The organism is Aeromonas molluscorum, assembly GCF_051376105.1.
Taxonomy (GTDB): Bacteria; Pseudomonadota; Gammaproteobacteria; order Enterobacterales; family Aeromonadaceae; genus Aeromonas; species Aeromonas molluscorum.
Genome location: NZ_JBPQCY010000003.1, coordinates 13,531 through 30,734, shown reverse-complemented (window position 1 = coordinate 30,734; position 17,204 = coordinate 13,531). Strand labels below are relative to the sequence as shown.

18 protein-coding genes are annotated in these 17,204 nt (G+C 60.3%); 13 read left to right on the top strand and 5 right to left on the bottom strand.

Going from position 1 to position 17,204, the window contains the following annotated elements:
* The first annotated feature begins 76 nt into the window (after positions 1-76).
* The gene (locus tag ACSMDR_RS19320) at positions 77-979 is read left to right on the top strand and encodes a LysR family transcriptional regulator (RefSeq protein WP_436469387.1); all 903 of its coding nucleotides are present in this window, start codon (positions 77-79) and stop codon (positions 977-979) included.
* 9 nt (positions 980-988) lie between these two features.
* Positions 989-1,303, top strand: a complete 315-nt coding sequence (locus ACSMDR_RS19315) for a putative signal transducing protein (RefSeq protein WP_436469386.1) — start codon at positions 989-991, stop codon at positions 1,301-1,303.
* Between the two features lie 67 nt (positions 1,304-1,370).
* Here ACSMDR_RS19315 and ACSMDR_RS19310 read toward each other — a convergent pair whose 3' ends face one another.
* Positions 1,371-2,654, bottom strand: a complete 1,284-nt coding sequence (locus ACSMDR_RS19310; RefSeq protein WP_436469385.1) for a dicarboxylate/amino acid:cation symporter — start codon at positions 2,652-2,654, stop codon at positions 1,371-1,373.
* A gap of 205 nt (positions 2,655-2,859) precedes the next feature.
* On the opposite strand from ACSMDR_RS19310, the gene ACSMDR_RS19305 reads away from it, so the two are divergent.
* Together ACSMDR_RS19305 and ACSMDR_RS19300 are read left to right on the top strand one after the other, a co-directional pair.
* On the top strand, positions 2,860-3,105 hold the full coding sequence (locus ACSMDR_RS19305; RefSeq protein WP_436469384.1) for a YecH family metal-binding protein: 246 nt from the start codon (positions 2,860-2,862) through the stop codon (positions 3,103-3,105).
* 109 nt (positions 3,106-3,214) lie between these two features.
* On the top strand, positions 3,215-3,808 hold the full coding sequence (locus ACSMDR_RS19300) for a YhgN family NAAT transporter (RefSeq protein WP_005895719.1): 594 nt from the start codon (positions 3,215-3,217) through the stop codon (positions 3,806-3,808).
* A 94-nt stretch (positions 3,809-3,902) separates the two neighbouring features.
* On the opposite strand, the gene ACSMDR_RS19295 is transcribed toward ACSMDR_RS19300, so the two are convergent.
* Complete coding sequence (locus tag ACSMDR_RS19295; RefSeq protein WP_005895717.1) at positions 3,903-4,862, bottom strand: LysR family transcriptional regulator; 960 nt, start codon at positions 4,860-4,862, stop codon at positions 3,903-3,905.
* Between the two features lie 298 nt (positions 4,863-5,160).
* Between ACSMDR_RS19295 and ACSMDR_RS19290 the strand changes: the two genes are divergently transcribed.
* From ACSMDR_RS19290 to ACSMDR_RS19280, 3 genes are all read left to right on the top strand, one after another.
* Positions 5,161-5,457, top strand: a complete 297-nt coding sequence (locus ACSMDR_RS19290; RefSeq protein WP_436469383.1) for a YfcZ/YiiS family protein — start codon at positions 5,161-5,163, stop codon at positions 5,455-5,457.
* 117 nt (positions 5,458-5,574) lie between these two features.
* Positions 5,575-7,002 carry an MltF family protein gene (locus ACSMDR_RS19285; protein ID WP_436469382.1) on the top strand — a complete coding sequence of 476 codons (1,428 nt, stop codon included), beginning with the start codon at positions 5,575-5,577 and terminating at the stop codon, positions 7,000-7,002.
* A gap of 286 nt (positions 7,003-7,288) precedes the next feature.
* Positions 7,289-8,539, top strand: a complete 1,251-nt coding sequence (locus ACSMDR_RS19280; protein ID WP_436469381.1) for a phospholipase D family protein — start codon at positions 7,289-7,291, stop codon at positions 8,537-8,539.
* A 546-nt stretch (positions 8,540-9,085) separates the two neighbouring features.
* Here ACSMDR_RS19280 and ACSMDR_RS19275 read toward each other — a convergent pair.
* Positions 9,086-10,204, bottom strand: a complete 1,119-nt coding sequence (locus ACSMDR_RS19275) for a fatty acid desaturase (RefSeq protein ID WP_436469380.1) — start codon at positions 10,202-10,204, stop codon at positions 9,086-9,088.
* 136 nt (positions 10,205-10,340) lie between these two features.
* Between ACSMDR_RS19275 and fabR the strand changes: the two genes are divergently transcribed.
* Positions 10,341-10,961 (top strand): HTH-type transcriptional repressor FabR, encoded by a 621-nt coding sequence (fabR, locus tag ACSMDR_RS19270; protein WP_005895706.1) that lies wholly within the window; start codon positions 10,341-10,343, stop codon positions 10,959-10,961.
* A gap of 32 nt (positions 10,962-10,993) precedes the next feature.
* On the top strand, positions 10,994-11,359 hold the full coding sequence (locus ACSMDR_RS19265) for a YijD family membrane protein (RefSeq protein ID WP_005895703.1): 366 nt from the start codon (positions 10,994-10,996) through the stop codon (positions 11,357-11,359).
* A 47-nt stretch (positions 11,360-11,406) separates the two neighbouring features.
* Here ACSMDR_RS19265 and ACSMDR_RS19260 read toward each other — a convergent pair whose 3' ends face one another.
* Together ACSMDR_RS19260 and rsmD are read right to left on the bottom strand one after the other, a co-directional pair.
* The gene (locus ACSMDR_RS19260; protein ID WP_436469379.1) at positions 11,407-11,706 is read right to left on the bottom strand and encodes a DUF1145 domain-containing protein; all 300 of its coding nucleotides are present in this window, start codon (positions 11,704-11,706) and stop codon (positions 11,407-11,409) included.
* A gap of 78 nt (positions 11,707-11,784) precedes the next feature.
* Positions 11,785-12,411, bottom strand: a complete 627-nt coding sequence (gene rsmD / locus ACSMDR_RS19255) for a 16S rRNA (guanine(966)-N(2))-methyltransferase RsmD (protein WP_436469378.1) — start codon at positions 12,409-12,411, stop codon at positions 11,785-11,787.
* A 112-nt stretch (positions 12,412-12,523) separates the two neighbouring features.
* Here rsmD and ftsY point away from each other — a divergent pair, with 112 nt between their 5' ends.
* The 4 genes from ftsY (at position 12,524) to rpoH (ending at position 17,151) form a co-directional block, all read left to right on the top strand.
* Positions 12,524-14,149, top strand: coding sequence for a signal recognition particle-docking protein FtsY (gene ftsY / locus ACSMDR_RS19250; protein ID WP_436469377.1), 1,626 nt, complete (start codon positions 12,524-12,526; stop codon positions 14,147-14,149).
* Between the two features lie 81 nt (positions 14,150-14,230).
* Positions 14,231-14,899: a cell division ATP-binding protein FtsE gene (ftsE, locus tag ACSMDR_RS19245; RefSeq protein ID WP_005892754.1), complete on the top strand. Its 669-nt coding sequence runs from the start codon at positions 14,231-14,233 to the stop codon at positions 14,897-14,899.
* Positions 14,899-15,852, top strand: a complete 954-nt coding sequence (gene ftsX / locus ACSMDR_RS19240) for a permease-like cell division protein FtsX (protein WP_436469376.1) — start codon at positions 14,899-14,901, stop codon at positions 15,850-15,852. The genes ftsE and ftsX overlap by 1 nt, the downstream gene beginning before the upstream one ends.
* 444 nt (positions 15,853-16,296) lie before the next feature.
* Complete coding sequence (gene rpoH / locus ACSMDR_RS19235) at positions 16,297-17,151, top strand: RNA polymerase sigma factor RpoH (protein WP_042040053.1); 855 nt, start codon at positions 16,297-16,299, stop codon at positions 17,149-17,151.
* The last annotated feature ends 53 nt before the right edge of the window (positions 17,152-17,204 follow it).

The following is a 17,204-nucleotide window of genomic DNA, read 5'->3' as shown; positions in this document are numbered from 1 at the left end:
AGGTGAACAGGCTAACATCCCATCACTGTTTCGATTAGTATCGTTCCATGAGAAATACAGTTTCACTGGTGCAACAATGGACTTGAACGCAGCCCTCGTTTTGGTGCGGATCGTCGACAAGGGTTCCTTCACCGCGGCCGCTCAGGAGTTGGGGATGACCAAGGCGACCGTCAGTCGCCGCATAGCCGAACTGGAGCAGAGACTCGGAGTGCGATTGCTCTATCGTTCTACCCGTCAGCTTACCCTGACCGAGGCGGGGGAGGCTTATTACCAGCGCTGCAGCAAGGCGGTGAACGAGCTGGCCCAGGCCGAGCTGATGCTCAGTGCCAGCCAGCAGGCGGTGACCGGGGTACTCAAACTGGCGGTCCCCATCGAGACGGGTCAGATGGTGGTGGCGCGCATGGTCGCCCGCTTCCTGTTGGCGTATCCTGCGCTCAAGGTCGAACTGGAACTGACCAACCGGGTGGTGGATCCCATCAGCGAGGGGCTCGATGCCGTGGTGCGGGTCGGCGACATGATAGATTCCAATCTGGCGGCTCGCCGGCTGTGGGGCACGGAGCGGATCCTCTGTGCCAGCCCGGACTATCTGGCCAGTCATGGGGTCATTCTACGGCCCGAGGATCTGGCGAGCCATGAACGGATCAAGGTCAGCAGCGGCTTTCTCACCAACTATTGGAGCTTCGAGCGTGGGGAGGAAGAGGTGCTGGTGGATCCGCCCTCCCGTTTTGTGGTCAACAATATTACCTGTGCCAGAGAGGCGGCCAAGGCCGGGCTCGGTCTGGCTTCTCTGCCCGCCATGCTCTGTCACGACGAGCTGGCGGACGGCAAGCTGGTGTCGCTGCTGCCCGAGTGGCGCCAACCCAGAGTATCGCTCTACCTGCTGTTTCCTGAGCGTCAGTTGATGCCGCGCAAGTTGCGTGCCTTCATCGACTTCATGGTGCAACACGGGGAAGAATTCGGTATCGACAAGCTGTTATGAAGGAACAAGATGGATAACTGGTTCAATCTGTACCGTGCCTCCCACTCCCTGGAGGCCCATGCCCTCAAGGGGGCATTGGAGGTGGAAGGGATCCCGGTCAGGCTCAGCGGTGAGGGGCTGGCAGGGGCTATCGGCGAGTTGCCGGTGGATTTGTTGCAGGTGACCTTGCTGGTGCGCGAGCAGGATCGCAGCCGGGCCGGGGGGGTGATAGAGCGTTACCAGCAGCGCCAGGGCAATGGCTGGCTCTGCGGCCAGTGCGGGGAGGAGAACGAGGCCAACTTCGAGATCTGCTGGCGTTGCCGTCATGATCCCCACGATGCCTGATGCGGCATCAACCAACGACAGGGGCCCACTCAAGGGCCCCTGTCGTTGATGGCATCCGGCGCCGGGTTCAGCGGGCGCTGAAGTCTATCTCTTCCCCGGCCCTGGGATCCTGGTAGATCGCCAGATCCAGCTCCTCTTCCCGGCGGCCGATCAACACGGAGACCAGCAGGTCCCCCGAGACGTTGACCGTGGTGCGGGCCATGTCGAGGATGCGATCTATGCCGGCGATCAGCGCCACCCCCTCCAGGGGCAAGCCCACTGCTGTGAGGGTCAGGGTCAGCAGCATCAGGCCGGTGCCCGGGGTGCCGGCGGTACCTATGCTGGCCAAGGTGACGATGCTGATGATGATCAGGTAGTCGAACAGATGCAGGTCGACCCCGAACGCCTGGGCGACGAACAGGGCAGTGACCCCCTGATAGAGGGCTGTGCCATCCATGTTGATGGTGGCGCCTATGGGCAAGACCTTGGCGGCGATGCGGGGGGATACCCCCAGTCGGCGCTCGGCGCAGGTCTGGCTGATGGGCAGGGTGATCTCGCTCGAGCTGCTGGTAAAGGCCACCGCCTGGGCATCGATGATGCTCTTGAAGTAGTGCAGCGGGTTGAGCCGGGCCAGTAGCAGCAACAGACTGCTGTAGACCCCGAGTACGTGCAGCAGACAACCCAGGTAGACGGCGCCAATCACCTTCAAGAGGGGCAGCATGATGGCCCCGCCATACTTGCCCGTCATCCAGGCCATCAGGGCACAGACCCCGTAAGGGGCGAGGGACATCACCATCTGGGTCAGGGTGAACATGCCATCCGCCAGGGAGGTGAAGGCGCGGATGGCCGGCCGGCCACGGCGACCGCTGGCATTGAGTGCCAGGGCCAGAGCCACCGCGAACACGATGACCTGCAGTATCTTGCCATCGACGATGGCCTGGATGGGATTGCGTGGTACCAGCTGGGTCAGTGCCGTGGCCAGGGTCAGATCCTGGATCGCCTCTGGCCTCTGGTAGGGGCCCATATCGGCACCGACCCCGGGTTCGAGCAACCAGCCCATCATCAGGCCGATACAGATGGCCAGGGCGGTGGAGCAGAGGTAGTAGCCGATGGCGCGTATGCCTACGCGGTCGAGAGTCTGACCCTTGAGCAGGCCGGTGAGGCCGGCGATGATGGAGCAGAAAATGAGGGGCACCATCAGCATCTGTATGGTGTTGACGAACAGAGTACCTATGGGTTTGAGCAGCAGTGCTTGCTCACTCCAGCCCAGGCCGATGGCGACGCCAGTCAGCATGCCGATCAAGGTCTTCAGCCAGAGAGGGCGGCGGGTCCAGATCCGCCAGGGCTTGAAGGCCCGTCCATGGAACAGCATGACGCCAATGTCCTTATTTTCAGTCGTGGTGGCGAAAAGGGCGCCAGTGTAGCCGTCCCCTCATCCGGTTGCCACATTATCGACAAAGAGGCCATCGGGGCCAGCTTGGCGTGCCGTTAATTGTACATTTATTGGCATATATCAAGGAGTCCCCGCTTGGGGCAGGTTGTAATGGATGCTTATGAGGGTCATTTGGAGGTGAAAGATGTCCGAGTCTATCCATGGTCATGCCGTGATGGAGATGATGCTGTCCGAGGGAGGTCAGTTCAGCGAAGGGAGCCTCAAGCAGGCAATGGCCAGCCGCTTTGGTGTCGATGCCCGTTACCACACTTGCCGCATGAGCGACCTGGATGCCGATGGTCTCATCGCTTTCCTGCGCGAGCGAGGCAAGTTCATCGACAGTGAGCAGGGTTTTCAGACCAGTGCCGAGAAGATCTGTCGCCACGGTTAGCCACTCGCCACGGTGATTGCGTGACTGCGAGTCCGCTCATGGGCTCGCACAGACCCCCTCCCTTTGCTATATTCGCCCCTCTCTTCGCCCTCATTCCCCTGGAAGCGCTATGGATACTTTTTCCGCTGCCGTCATGCTGTTTCTGATCATGGATCCCCTCGGCAACCTGCCGGTGTTCCTCTCGATCCTGCGCCATATCGATCCCAAGCGGCGTCGCAAGGTGATGATGCGCGAGCTGTTGTTCTCGCTCGCCATCATGATGGGCTTCCTGTTTGCCGGTCAGCAGATCTTGAGCTTCCTCAATCTGCGTCAGGAGGCGGTGAGCATCGCCGGCGGCATCATCCTCTTCCTCATCGCTATCAAGATGATTTTCCCGACTCCCGGTGGCGTGACCGGGCTGGCCGCCGGGGAGGAGCCCTTCCTGGTGCCCATGGCGATCCCCATGATTGCGGGCCCTTCCATCCTTGCCTCTTTGTTGCTGCTTGCCAACCAGGCGCCGGGCCGCATGACCGACTGGTCACTGGCGCTCTTGATGGCCTGGGGGGCGAGCGCCGTCATCCTGATGTTCTACGAGGTATTCAACAAGCTGCTGGGTGAGCGAGGACTCACGGCGGTGGAGCGGCTGATGGGCATGTTGCTGGTGATGATCTCGGTGCAGATGCTGCTCGATGGGGTGCATCACTACCTGCAGGTGGTGGGCTGAACGTCACCCAATCGATGCCAGAAGGAGCCCGGCCCAGTGCCGGGCTCCTTGTTTGTGGCGGGGCTGGGGCGTCTTGCTCGTTACCAACCAACGCTCAGGCCGCCTCCTCTGCCAACCCGGCGAGGATGAGGTCGAACAGGGTTTCCCGCAGCCAGCGATGGCCCGGATCGGCCTCGTGACTCTGATGCCAGATCAGCAGATGGGAGATGCTGTCCAGGGCGATGGGCAGCGGCAACTGGGTCAGGGGGTAGACCTGAGTGGCGTGGCGGGCATAGAGGCGCGACAGGGTGACTATCATGTCCGAGTGCATGCTCATGCGCAGGGCCGCCTCGAAGGAGGGCACAGTCGCTTCTATGCGGCGCTGCAACGCCTGCTCCGCCAGCTTGTGATCCAGCATCCAGCGATCCCGCCCCTCGCAATAGGTTTGCACATGGGGATAGGTCAGGTAGCGGGCCAGATCCCAGTCGGGTTCGGCCAGTGCCTGGTGATCCAGGCGCACCAGGCAGGTGAGGTTGTCGATGGCGAGCAGGCGCTGGCAGATGGTGCCGGGCAGGGTGTCCTGGCGAAAGTCGGAGGTGAGGCAGTTCTCCCGTACCGTGATGGCGAGATCGACCTGACCCTGGCCCATTTCGGTCAGGCTGTGCTCCGTCCACTCCTCGTAGCGCAGCCGCACCCTGGGGGCGCGGCGCTTGAGCTCGCTCAGGTAGAGAGGCGCGAACAGGGTGAAGGCGCTGTCCATGCTGGCGATGACGAACTCGCGCTCCGAGCTTGAGGGATCGAACGCGGGCGGTTGCAGCAAGGTGTCCAGGCTGAGCAGTATTGGCTGCAACTGTTGCTGCAAGGCCAGGGCGCGTGGAGTGGGCTCAAGGCCATAGGCGGAGCGGATGAAGAGGGGATCGGCGAAGGCGTCCCGCAACCGGCCAAGGGCCTTGCTGACGGCAGATTGGCTGAGGTGAAGGCGACGGGCGGCGCGACTGCCGTTGCGCTCCTCCAGCAGCACTTGCAAGATGATGAGCAGGTTGAGATCGGTGCGGGCCAGCTGTTCCAGAAACATGGGTTATGAATCTCCTTCAATTCTAAGATGAATTTATACCATTTGTTTTCATATCTTCATCACCCTACTCTGAGTCCCGTCTCTGGCCAACGGCTAGCTGTCACAGGAGGTGGCGGTTGAGGGGACGAGTAGCACCAACTTGATACGGCGACCTTGGGTCGCCGTATTTTTTGGTGGTGTTGCCGCCTTATTTGGCTCACTCTTGATTTCGCCCAACAAGTGACACTCTCTCATTTGTTACAACTGATATCCCGATCCCTCGGGCTTGAAATCATCTTATTGAAGTAGGAGTGTCATCATGTCGGTAGAAGATAAAGTGCAAGAGACCTGTGACAGCTGCGGCTGTTTTGCCGAGATAGGCACCATCATTGGCGAAGGTGATGATGTGCTGGATCTGGTGATAGCGGCGCCGACCGAACAGGCGGCTCGTGCCAAGCTGGCCAGTTATGAGACCCTGGCCAAGCAGGTGAGCGAAGAAGCCAACGTGAGCTGCAGCCTGGACCAGGTCGCCGATGGGGTCGAACTCAAGGCGCGCCTGCAATTCACCTGCACCGCCGAGAAGCTGATCTTCGAGTTGCGGGCCCGCTCACTCTAAGGAGCCTCCTCTATCACGGCAGCAGGACGCTGCCGTGTCGGCCCATCAGCCCCGGGTCTCGTTCTATCGTTAATCATTGGAGCCATCCGGCATGCTCCGGTCAAGGAAGGCGAATAGATGCGGCTATGGTTATGGGCTCTGCTGGCCTGGTTATGCTCTCTCCCCCTGCTGGCGGCGGATCTCAAGCCGCACCTGCTTCCCCAGCCAGGGGATCTCGACAATATCTTGCAGCGCAAGGAGTTGAGGGCCCTGGTGGTCTATGAGCGCGGCTTCTTCTTCTTTGACAAGGGGTTGGAACGCGGCGTCCTGGTCAATCAGCTGCAAGGCTTCGAGCGCTGGCTCAATCAGACCTATCTGGCCAAGGATCCCATCAAGCTCAAGATCGTCTACGTGCCGGTACGCCAGGACAAGCTGCTCGATTATCTGGCCGAGGGGCGTGGCGACATGGTAGCCGCCAATCTCACCGTGACCCAGGCGCGCCTGGAACAGGTCAGCTTTACCCAGCCCGTGATAGCGCCCATCGAAGAGTGGGTGGTGAGCAAAAACAGCCTGCCCGCCTTCAATCGCATTACCCAGCTTTCCGGCCGGCGTATCTGGGTGCGGGAGAGTTCCAGCTATTACGAGAGCCTGCAACAACTCAATCGCCTGTTGCGCGAGCTGGGGTTGCCCCCCGTCTACATAGAGACAGTGCCTGAATACCTGCAGGATGGCGATCTGCTGGAGATGGTGGCCGCCGGTCTGGTGCCACTGACGGTAACCGACAGCTTCAAGGGACGGATCTGGCTCGATATGCTGCCCGGTCTCAAGGTGCACAAGTTGATCCCCCTGCGCGACAACGGCAAGAGTGCCTGGGCGCTGCCCAAACACAGCACCGGGCTGCTTGAGGCCGCCAACCGTTACCTGGCAAAGACAGATAGCCGTCGCCTCTACAGCGATCTCATGCTGCGGCGCCTGCTGAGTCAGAGTGATCCCATGAGTAACCTGCTGGCCACCGAACGACTGTCCCGTCTGACCCGCATTCGTACCGTGCTGGAGAAGTATGCACAGCAGTACCAGCTGGACTGGCTGATGCTGGCGGCCCTGGCCTATAAGGAGTCTGGCCTGGATCCCGGCGCCCGTTCGCCGGGGGGGGCCATCGGTCTGATGCAACTGCGACCCGTGGCGGGTGCCGAGGTGGGCATCAATGGCGCCAGGCTGAGCACTCTGGAGGGCAATGTGGAGGCGGCCTGCCGTTATCTGCGCTTCTTGCTCGACACCTATTTCCAGGATCCCAAGATAGATGTGCTCAACCGGCACCTGCTGGCGCTGGCCGCCTACAACGCCGGGCCCAACCGGTTGCAGAGCTTGCGAGACAAGGCTGCCAGCCAGGGACTGGATCCCGATATCTGGTTTGGCAACGTCGAGCAGCTGGTGGCCAAGGAGGTGGGCCAGGGCCCCATCAACTATGTGGGCACCATTTACAAATATTATGTTGCCTACCGTTTCAGCCTGCCTCAGATAGAAGGCAAGGCCGCCGCCATCGAGGCCACCACGGCTCAGCACTGATCGCTCTTCTCTCTTGGCCTTGCAGGCTCTGCGCTAAGGCAGTGTCAGCCTCATTGAGGCAATGACGGTCCTGCATGGATGCGGGTCTCCGGGGAGGATGGGCATACCGCGCATCGATCGGGATGGTGCAGAAACCAAGGCGGCAGTGACCATTCCGGTTGATGGCGGGGTGGATAAGATTGAGGGCGTGACGCCTGTTGACTGAGGTCCATGAGGGCTCCTTATGGCGGCCGGTTCTGTCACTATATGGACCAGCACCATGACAAGGCGATGACGAGGAGGCAGGGTGAAGGAAGGGGAGTTCGTGCTACTGGCCGAGCCAGCATTGGCCTTGGGACAGCGTCTGGCCTTGATCCGCGCCGCCCGCAGTCGCGTCCAGGCCCAGTATTACAGCTGGGCCGAGGATGCCAGTGGCAAACTGCTGCTGGCCGAGTTGCTGTGTGCCGCCCGGCGCGGCGTGCGAGTTCAACTGCTCATCGATGATCTCTACGCCGGGGACAATCGCTTCCTGGAGATGGTGGCCTGCGAGCCCGGCATTGAGGTGCGGCTGTTCAATCCGTTCTGGTTAAGGGGCTGGCGGCCACTGTCGCTCTTGCTGGAGGCCTGCTTCAGCTTTCGTCGTCTCAATCACCGCATGCACAACAAGCTGCTGCTGGTGGATGGCAATATCGGCATCCTGGGGGGGCGTAACATAGGGGATGCCTACTTCGGCCTGGGGGCAGGCCCCCACTTCCTCGATCTGGATATTGGCTGTCGCGGCCCCCTCTGTCAGTCACTTGAGCAGGGATTCGATCAATTCTGGGGCAGCCGCTGGAGTCAGCCCATCCGTCGTCTGCTGCACCGCAGACCTGGGCAGCTCGAGGCGAGGGCGGTCAATGACTTCCTGCTGACCCTGACCGATCCCGCCATCGCCGCCATCTATGATTTGCCCCCAGCTTTGTTTGAGGAGCCAGCGGTGCTGACCTGGCATCCGGGCCGGGCCGAAGTCTTGTTCGACAGACCCGGCAAGGGGCTGGTATCCCGTCCCGGTACTGCCCGTTACCTGTGGCGGCGTTTGGCCGAGAGCCAGGGATTGCTGCAACTGGTGAGCCCCTATCTGATCCTGACCCGGGGGCTGCGCCGCGAGCTGCAGCGCCTGCGCCGCCAGGGAATAGAGATCCGGCTATTCACCAACTCCCTGGGCAGTACGGATGTGCCCCTGGTGTATGGCGCCTACTATCGTCACCGCCCCTGGCTGCTGCGCCAGGGAGTGGTACTGGCCGAGCTGCCCGCCAGCTGCGGCCTCAGCCTGCACGCCAAGCTGATACTGCTGGGGGAGCGAGAGGCGCTGCTTGGCAGCTTCAATCTGGATCCGCGCTCCTTGCACCTCAACACCGAACTGATGCTGCGCCTGCACTGCGCTCCCCTGTGCGCCGAGCTGCAGGGGTGGCTGCATCATTGGCAGGAACGGGCTTGTGAGCCCGACCTCCTTTCCCCCTGGTGGCGGCGGCTGATTGCCCGCCTGAGCGACTGGCTGCCGCTGCGCCCCTGGCTGTAGCGCTTTCGCCCCTCCTGTGTGCGAGATCTCGCAAAGCCGTGTAAGCCATTTGGCGGGGTGGACAGGGATAACGCCATAGGATGAAACATAACCATATGTTTTTAAAATGAAATGTAAATGTAGTGTTAGGGTAACTGGCAATGTCCTGAGTTATATGATGTCGTGAAAACGTTTTTCCGATGGCGAACTGGGTAAGATTTCCAGTGCAAGGACAAACAGCCCGGTTCGCCGGGTTGTGGAACAAGAAGCATCAGTTCAACCCCGTGGGATCGCTCCTGTGGGCACGTGTTCGAGGGAGCGGAAACCCGAGAGTCAGGTGAGGAACTGATGGTTTGAATTCCAATATGGAACATGCTATTTGCGAGGGGGTGACATGCAGATGTCGCCCCATTTTTTATGGTATTTTTCCGCCGGTATGGCGCCTTTGGCTGGCCTGAACCTCTCGTCGATGACAGTGAATGACCAGGCTGCGCGACAGGTATCAATGCCATGAAAAAGAGCAGGCCCCGTGATGGGGCCTGCTCTTTTTTGCTGTCGGGTCCGTGGTTAGGCCAGGTTGGCCAACAGGCGATTCCAGTTGCGGCGACTGACCCGGAAGCCTCCCTTGAGGCTGCGGTATTCGAGCTGTAGCTTGAGGGCATCGTAGCGGGCCAGGGCCTTGCGTTTACGCTCTTCGAGCAGGCGCTTGCGGCTGGCGTAGTAGTGCTGCAACTGCTGGCTCAGCTTGTCGTACTCCTCCTGCAGCAGCGTTTGCCACATCTCCATATCGTCACGTTTTTGCAGCTTGGCATGGGCGCGTTTGAGCTGCATCTGCAGCCGTGCCTGCTCGATGCGCTCCTCCGGGCAAGTACGCAGATCCCTGGCCAGCCCCAGCCAGGCGGAACAGCGGATCAGCCACTTGGTCGGATCGTACTGCCACCAGTGAATGCCGTTGCGGTAGTCGTTCTCGAACAGGTGATGGTAGTTGTGATAGCCCTCACCGAAGGTGAAGAAGGCGAGGATACCGTTGTCACGGGCGCTGTTGCGATCCGTAAACGGCTGGCTGCCCCAGATGTGAGCCAGGGAGTTGATGAAGAAGGTGGTGTGGTGGGTCATCACCATGCGCAGCACCCCCGCCAGCAACAACATGCCGATCAGATCGCCATGGACAAGCCCAAGCAGCAGCGGGATGCCGATGTTGGTGGCCAGGGTCAGCGCCAGATAGTGTTTGTGTTGCCAGGCAACGACGGGGTTGTTCTGCAGATCGCGCACATTGCTGTAGTCGTGATAGCGATCCCCTTGGTATTCCCGCAGCATCCAGCCGATGTGGGAGTACCAGAAGCCGCGGCTGGCGGAGTAGGGATCCTGATGATCGTCGTCCACGTTGCGGTGATGGCGGCGGTGATCCGAGGACCAGTGCAGGGCCGAGTTCTGCAGGGCAAGGGCGCCACCGATGGCGAACAGCCACTGCAGCGCCGGGTGCGCCTTGTAGGTCTTGTGGGACCAGAGTCTGTGATAGCCTGCGGTGATTGAGATGCCGCAATAGCAAAACAGCACCAGGAAGCTGGCCCATTGCCAGGCATCGAAGCCTTGGGTTAGGCCGTACCAGGGCACGGCGATCAGGGCCGCTAGCCCGGTCAGGGCAAACAGCAGGGTGTTGGAGATGATAATTGGTGGGCGTTCCATCCTGGGTGTCCTTTTCAGCTAACAGCTGTTCGCTATTCTCTCCGTAGCCCGGCGGCGGGTCAATGGTAAAAAAGTGACAGCCCAGCCCACCTTCGGGTTATCATTTGGCCTCAATATGTGGAAGGTGACTGTTTTCGTGGGTATTCGCGCAGAACAAAAAGAAAAGACCCGGCGTACGCTGATCGACGCTGCGTTCAGCCAGCTGTGCGCCAATCGCAGCTTCTCCAACCTGAGTCTGCGAGAAGTCGCGCGGGAGGCAGGGATAGCGCCGACCTCCTTTTATCGTCACTTCCGTGACATGGAAGAGCTGGGGCTGACCCTGGTCGATGAGGGCGGGCTGACTCTGCGGCAATTGATGCGCCAGGCACGGCAGCGCATCGCCGGTGGTGGTGGCGTGATCATCACCTCTGTGTCGACCTTCATGGAATTTGTCGAAAACAATCCCAACATTTTTAGATTGCTGCTGCGCGAGCGCTCCGGCACCTCGGCCGCCTTTCGTCAGGCGGTCGCCCGGGAGATACAGCATTTCATCGCCGAGCTGACCGATTACCTGGAGGCCACTTCGGGGGCGCCACGGGAAGAGGCCTATATCCAGGCCGAGGCCATGGTGACCATCGTCTTCAGTGCCGGTGCCGATGCATTGGACATGAGCAGTGAAGAGTGCCGGGCCCTGGCCGATCGCACTGTGCGCCAGTTACGGATGATCGCCATGGGCGCCGAGCTGCAGAATCAGCGCCGTCGCGAGGCCATGTCGTGAGTCATAAGTCAGGAGTCAACAGGAGTTTCCCCATGCATGACGTCAACACCATTCCCAAACAACCCCTGCTGCTGGCCCTTCTGGTCGGCATTTGTGGTGACGCCAGCCTTGCGGTGCTGGTATCGGACCCCGTGCCCTTCTCCTTCTTTCCCATCATCGCCTTCCTGCTGGCGGCCCATCAGCTCTATCGCTGCTACGTGAGCGAGCCCATGGAAGGCAATACGCCAGTCTGCGTCTGGCTCTGCTTCTTTATCGGCGGCTTTGGTCATGCTGCGCTGCAGAAGGTGCAGTACCCCGAGCTTGGTAGCAACTTCTTCTCGCTGATCATGATGCTGCTCTTGCTGGCCGCGCTCTCCATCAAGCTGGGCATCAGCGTCGGCAAAAAAGAGAAGGCCTGACAAGCAGGCCTTCCAGACAAGATTGATAACCGGGGCAACCCGGTTTTTTATGGCTGCGGCTTGCTGCCTGCGTCCACAATGGCCTTGAGCCGGGCGCGGATATCGCGCATGCCGAAGACGCCGAAGATCAGCACCTGCACAAATTCACTATTGGTCACGAAGAAGTGGGGCTTGCAGGCGGCGCGGATCATGCTGGCCTGTACCCAGTGCATCAGCGCCACTATGACGCCGCAGATGGGCAAGAAGCTGCTCAGCTTGCCGGGCAGTGTCACCACCAGACTGACGATGACCCCAAACCAGAAGAAGAGGGTGAGGCCCATGGCCAACAGATTAAGCAGACGTCCCATTGTGTAACTCCCTTAAATAGCACCAATACCGAACAGACAGAGGTTTCCCGGTGGCTCAACTCGCGTCAGAGAAACCGATTAGGCAGACGCCGCAATGGCGCTCCTCATATAGAGCTGATAGCAAACCTGACCGGCCTGCTTGTCCTTGAGGCACTGCCAGTTACTGGGCAGCACCAGATCGTCGAACTCCTTCTCCCGCTCCAGATAAATGAGCGCATCCGGTGCCAGCCAACCGCGCTGCTCCAGCAGCTCACACACTTGAGGCAGCAGCTCACGGCGAAACGGCGGATCGAGAAACACGAGATTGAAGGGCGTCGCCGGGCCTTGCAGCCAGCTGATGGCATCGGACTGGATCACGACGCCCTGGCTGCTGCCAAGGGCGGCCAGGTTCTTCTTGAGCTGGTCGGCGGCACCCTTGTCCATCTCGACCAGCGTCACCTGCTCGGCGTAACGCGACAGCGCCTCCAGGCCCAGACCACCGCTGCCGGCAAACAAGTCGAGACAGCGGCTGCCGCGGACATGGGCGGCCAGCCAGTTGAATATGGTCTCCTTGACCCGGTCCGTCGTGGGTCTGAGTCCCTCCACGTCCTGCACCGGCAGTTTGCGACCACGCCATTGGCCACTGATGATACGGACAAAGCCGGATTTACCCTTGGCTGCCGGGCGCTGGGCCGGGCCGTTTTTACTGGATTTCACTCTGGGCATCGCGTTTCGTCGTCAGAAAATAAAGTGATAGTATAAGGCGGTTCATTTTTATGCCGACCCGCCGAGGGACGGCTATCTTAGCAGTCAGCCAACGAAGTGAGTATTTTTTAAAATGGCAAAAGGTTTGTTTTCCTGGCTGGGGTTCGGCCGCAAGAAAGAAGAGGCTGAGGCTGTCCAACCACAGACGCCCCAATCCGAGACTGTCAGCACCCAAGATGGCGCCAGCGCCACCCCTTCCCAACCGACCGACGTCATTACCCACGCCGCTGAGTCCGGCGAGGTTTCCCTGCCGCCCGCAGATCCCTTGACAGATCCTTTGGCTGAGGTGCTCAGCGCCACTCCTCTGGTGATCGAAGAGTGCGCCAGCTCCCTGGAGCCCGTCGTCGTCAACCCTGACCTGCTGAGCCCGGAAGAAGAGGCTGCCAATGTTGCCGCCGAGCAGGAGGTCGTCCGCGTTGCCGCCGAGCAGGAGGCCGTCCGGGTTGCCGCCGAGCAGGAGGCCATCCGGGTTGCCGCCGAGCAGGAGGCTGCCCGGGTTGCCGCCGAGCAGGAGGCCGTCCGTGTTGCCGCCGAGCAGGAGGCTGCTCGCGTTGCCGCCGAGCAGGAGGCCGCTCGCGTTGCCGCTGAGCAGGAGGCCGCCCGCGTTGCCGCCGAGCAGGAGGCTGCTCGCGTTGCCACCGAGCAGGAGGCTGTCCGGGTTGCCGCCGAGCAGGAGGCCGAACAGGCCCGACTGGCCGCCGCAGTAGAGGCTGCCGCCCTGGCCGCGCTCCCTCTGGCGAGGGATGTGGCCGATGACACTCAGGCCAAGCCGCAGCGAGAGGGCTTCTTTGCTCGTCTCAAGCGCAGTCTGGTGCGCACCAAGGAGAACATAGGCTCTGGTTTCTTCAGCCTGTTCAGTGGCAAGCAGATAGATGATGAGTTGTTCGAGGAGCTGGAGACCCAGTTGCTCACCGCGGATCTTGGGGTCGATACCACCACCCGCATCATCAATAGCCTGACCCAGCACGCCAGCCGCAAGCAGCTCAAGGATGGCGAAGCCCTCTACGGTCTGCTCAAGCAGGACATGGGCGAGATGCTGGCCAAAGTCGAGCAGCCTCTGGTGATCGATACCAGCAAGAAGCCTTATGTGATCCTCATGGTGGGCGTGAATGGGGTGGGCAAGACCACCACCATTGGCAAGCTTGCCAAGCAGCTGCAAGCCGAGGGCAAGAGCGTCATGCTGGCCGCCGGTGATACCTTCCGCGCCGCCGCCGTCGAGCAGTTGCAGGTATGGGGCCAGCGCAACAACCTGCCGGTCATCGCCCAGCACACCGGCGCCGACTCTGCCTCCGTCATCTATGATGCCATCGAGGCTGCCCGTTCCCGTGGTGCCGACGTGCTGATTGCGGATACCGCCGGCCGCCTGCAAAACAAGAGCAACCTGATGGAGGAGCTCAAGAAGGTGGTGCGGGTCATGAAGAAGCTCGATGAGGAGGCCCCTCACGAAATCATGCTGACCCTGGATGCGGGGACGGGCCAGAACGCCCTGAGCCAGGCCAAGCTGTTCAAAGAGGCCGTGGGTTTGACCGGTATCACCCTCACCAAGCTCGATGGTACCGCCAAGGGTGGCGTCATCTTCGCGGTGGCTGACAAGTTCCAGATCCCCATCCGTTTCATCGGGGTGGGTGAGGGGATAGACGATTTGCGTCCCTTCGTTGCCAATGACTTCATCGAGGCGCTGTTTAGCCGCGACGAATAAGCAAGTCGGGCCGCCACTGGGCGGCCCCTTGCTCTCTCCAGTGCCTCGCAGGTGGGGCCAGACAAGCTTCAGGGACCAGAGATGATTCGTTTTGATCAGGTCAGCAAGGTATATAGCGGTGGCCATCAGGCGCTGCAGAAGGTGAACTTTCACCTGCGCAAGGGGGAGATGGGCTTTCTGACCGGACACTCCGGGGCAGGCAAGAGCACCCTGCTCAAACTTATCAGCGTGATGGAGCGGCCCACAGATGGCCGCGTCTTCTTTCATGGGGAGGATGTGAGCCGGATCCAGCGGCGCCAGATCCCCTATGTACGCCGCCAGATAGGCATGATCTTCCAGGACCACCGGCTGTTGATGGACAGAACCGTGTTCGACAACGTGGCACTGCCCCTGGTCATTGACGGCTACAGCCATGGGGACATCAACAAGCGGGTGGCGGCAGCGCTGGACAAGGTGGGGCTGCTCGGCAAGGAGCGTTACCAGCCGCGCATGCTGTCCGGGGGGGAGCAGCAACGGGTCGGCATCGCCCGCGCCATCGTCAACAAGCCACCGCTGCTGCTGGCCGATGAACCGACCGGCAACCTGGATCCCCAGCTCTCCATGGACATCATGCGTCTGTTCGAGGAGTTCAACAGCTTCGGGGTTTCTGTGCTCATCGCCACCCATGATCTCGGGCTCATCGCCCGCATGCGCTATCGCACCTTTACGCTCAAGGCGGGACGGATGCACTCCCAGCAGGAGGATTACTGATGGCTATCGTGCGTCACAAGCAGCCACTGCTGCGTCGCTTCGTCATGTACTGGGTCGATCACCTGCGCCAGGCGTTCGCCAGCCTGGGCGAGCTGTGGCGTAACCCCCTTGCCTCCCTGATGACCCTGGCCGTACTCGGTGTGAGTCTGGCGCTGCCCTCCTGCTTTCATGTGCTGCTCAAGAATGCCGAGCTGGTGGAGGGCAACTGGCAGAACAGCTCGCAGATCTCCCTTTACCTGCGCAAAGAGTTGCCGGAGCAGAACATTCAAGAGCTAAAGCAACGCATCCTGCTCTACCCCGAGGTGGCGTCGGTGACCTACATGAATCGGGATGAGGCGCTCAAGGAGTTTCGCGAGATTTCGGGCTTCGGTGATGCTCTCGACTATCTGGACAGCAACCCGCTGCCGCCGGTCTTGAGCGTGATCCCGGATCCGCGCTGGCAGAATCCGGAAGGGGCTGCCGAGCTGCTTGCCAAGCTGGAGAATGAGCCAGGCATAGAACAGGGCAAGCTGGACTTGCAGTGGCTGACCCGTTTGCAAGGCATCATGAACCTGTTGCGTCACACCATCACCGGCATCGCCGTGCTGCTGCTCTCCGCTGTGCTGCTCATCGTCGGCAACACTTTGCGGCTGAATATCCTCAACCAGAGATCCGAGATTGAGGTACTCAAGCTGGTGGGGGCGACCGATGCCTTCATCCACAGACCCTTCCTCTATACCGGCATCTGGTATGGCGTCATCGGCGGTATGCTGGCCTGGTGGCTGACCGAGGTGATGGTGATCTGGAGCGAGGGGGTGGTCAAGGAGTTGGCCGGTCTCTACAACAGCCATTTCCGCCTGGTCGGCATGGGGGGGATTGATGGTATTAACCTGATACTGCTCGGGGCACTGCTTGGACTCATCGCCTCCTGGTTTTCGGTCCATCGCCATATTCGTGATATCGAGCCTTCCTGACCCATTTTTAGACAAAACTCGCTGGATTTTGCGAGCTGGATCAAGTAAAAAAGTGACCCTTTCTGGCACAGGACGCATTCAGATAGTAATCTGGACGTCAATGATCGCCAGGATCTGCTCAAGATCCATGGAACCTTATTGAAGTAGCGCAGTCTTAAAATCGAACTTATACGGGTGTGGCGTAAGACCCCCGCTCGTCAGACTTGGCAAGCATGTGAAGGTTGCGAGCTCCGCAACAATGGACTTAGCATGCTACTTTTCGGGGGTCCTTCACTGTGACCCCCTTTTTTTGACTGTTCATTTATGATTCATCCCCTAGCCCTAAGATGTGTCGGGTTCTGACTTGGTTCAGTACTTGATTCAGGCCGCAGAATAGTCGCCGTCTCCTAGACAGCCCCTGTGAGGGTGCTAGACTGGCGCGACTGAAGAGTAAAGAGGTAAAAGATGGGAACTTCATTGCAACGCACTATGGCCCTTATCCCCCAAGGCAGTCTGGAAGGTTATGTCCAGGCCGTTAACGCGATTCCCGTGCTCAGCGCGGAAGAGGAGCGTGAGCTGGCGATGCGGTTGCAGCAGGGTGGCGATCTCGAGGCTGCCCGTCAGCTGGTCATGTCGCATCTGCGCTTTGTTGTTCACGTTGCCAAGAGTTATGCCGGCTACGGTCTGCCTCAGGCTGACCTAGTACAGGAAGGCAACATTGGTCTGATGAAGGCGGTCAAGCGCTTCGACCCCAGCGTCGGCGTGCGTCTGGTCTCTTTCGCCGTGCATTGGATCAAGGCCGAAATTCACGAATACGTGCTGCGTAACTGGCGCATGGTCAAGGTGGCAACCACCAAGGCCCAGCGCAAGCTGTTCTTCAACCTGCGCAAATCCAAGAAGCGTCTGGGCTGGTTCAGCCATGATGAGGCACGGGTCGTGGCCGATGAGCTTGGTGTTTCGGTCAGCGATGTGACCGAGATGGAAGCACGGATGAGCAACTACGATCAGGCGTTTGACCTGGTCGGTGACGAGGATGACGAAGCTGGCTTCGCTCCCGTCCACTATCTGGAAGACAAGTCCTCCGACTTGGCCGCGACCATAGAGAACGACAACTGGGACAAACACGCCACCCGTCGTCTCAGTGCGGCCATGGCGACCCTGGATGAGCGTAGCCAGCACATCATTCGCGCTCGCTGGCTGGATGATGACAACAAGACCACGCTGCAGGAGCTGGCCGACAGCTATGGCGTGTCCGCCGAGCGGATCCGCCAACTTGAGAAGAATGCTCTCAAGAAGCTGAAAGATGCCATGGTGGCGTGATGCTGCATCGACAAAACAGGGCCTGATGGCCCTGTTTTTGTTTCGAGAGCATC

What these genes read in the sequence shown, in the direction of transcription:
- ACSMDR_RS19320 (WP_436469387.1), top strand. Translation starts at nt 77, where the DNA reads ATGGACTTGAACGCAGCCCTCGTTTTGGTGCGGATCGTCGACAAGGGT.
- ACSMDR_RS19315 (WP_436469386.1), top strand. Translation starts at nt 989, where the DNA reads ATGGATAACTGGTTCAATCTGTACCGTGCCTCCCACTCCCTGGAGGCC.
- ACSMDR_RS19310 (WP_436469385.1), bottom strand. Translation starts at nt 2,654, where the DNA reads ATGCTGTTCCATGGACGGGCCTTCAAGCCCTGGCGGATCTGGACCCGC.
- ACSMDR_RS19305 (WP_436469384.1), top strand. Translation starts at nt 2,860, where the DNA reads ATGTCCGAGTCTATCCATGGTCATGCCGTGATGGAGATGATGCTGTCC.
- ACSMDR_RS19300 (WP_005895719.1), top strand. Translation starts at nt 3,215, where the DNA reads ATGGATACTTTTTCCGCTGCCGTCATGCTGTTTCTGATCATGGATCCC.
- ACSMDR_RS19295 (WP_005895717.1), bottom strand. Translation starts at nt 4,862, where the DNA reads ATGTTTCTGGAACAGCTGGCCCGCACCGATCTCAACCTGCTCATCATC.
- ACSMDR_RS19290 (WP_436469383.1), top strand. Translation starts at nt 5,161, where the DNA reads ATGTCGGTAGAAGATAAAGTGCAAGAGACCTGTGACAGCTGCGGCTGT.
- ACSMDR_RS19285 (WP_436469382.1), top strand. Translation starts at nt 5,575, where the DNA reads ATGCGGCTATGGTTATGGGCTCTGCTGGCCTGGTTATGCTCTCTCCCC.
- ACSMDR_RS19275 (WP_436469380.1), bottom strand. Translation starts at nt 10,204, where the DNA reads ATGGAACGCCCACCAATTATCATCTCCAACACCCTGCTGTTTGCCCTG.
- ACSMDR_RS19265 (WP_005895703.1), top strand. Translation starts at nt 10,994, where the DNA reads ATGCATGACGTCAACACCATTCCCAAACAACCCCTGCTGCTGGCCCTT.
- ACSMDR_RS19260 (WP_436469379.1), bottom strand. Translation starts at nt 11,706, where the DNA reads ATGGGACGTCTGCTTAATCTGTTGGCCATGGGCCTCACCCTCTTCTTC.
- rsmD (WP_436469378.1), bottom strand. Translation starts at nt 12,411, where the DNA reads ATGCCCAGAGTGAAATCCAGTAAAAACGGCCCGGCCCAGCGCCCGGCA.
- ftsY (WP_436469377.1), top strand. Translation starts at nt 12,524, where the DNA reads ATGGCAAAAGGTTTGTTTTCCTGGCTGGGGTTCGGCCGCAAGAAAGAA.
- ftsE (WP_005892754.1), top strand. Translation starts at nt 14,231, where the DNA reads ATGATTCGTTTTGATCAGGTCAGCAAGGTATATAGCGGTGGCCATCAG.
- ftsX (WP_436469376.1), top strand. Translation starts at nt 14,899, where the DNA reads ATGGCTATCGTGCGTCACAAGCAGCCACTGCTGCGTCGCTTCGTCATG.
- rpoH (WP_042040053.1), top strand. Translation starts at nt 16,297, where the DNA reads ATGGGAACTTCATTGCAACGCACTATGGCCCTTATCCCCCAAGGCAGT.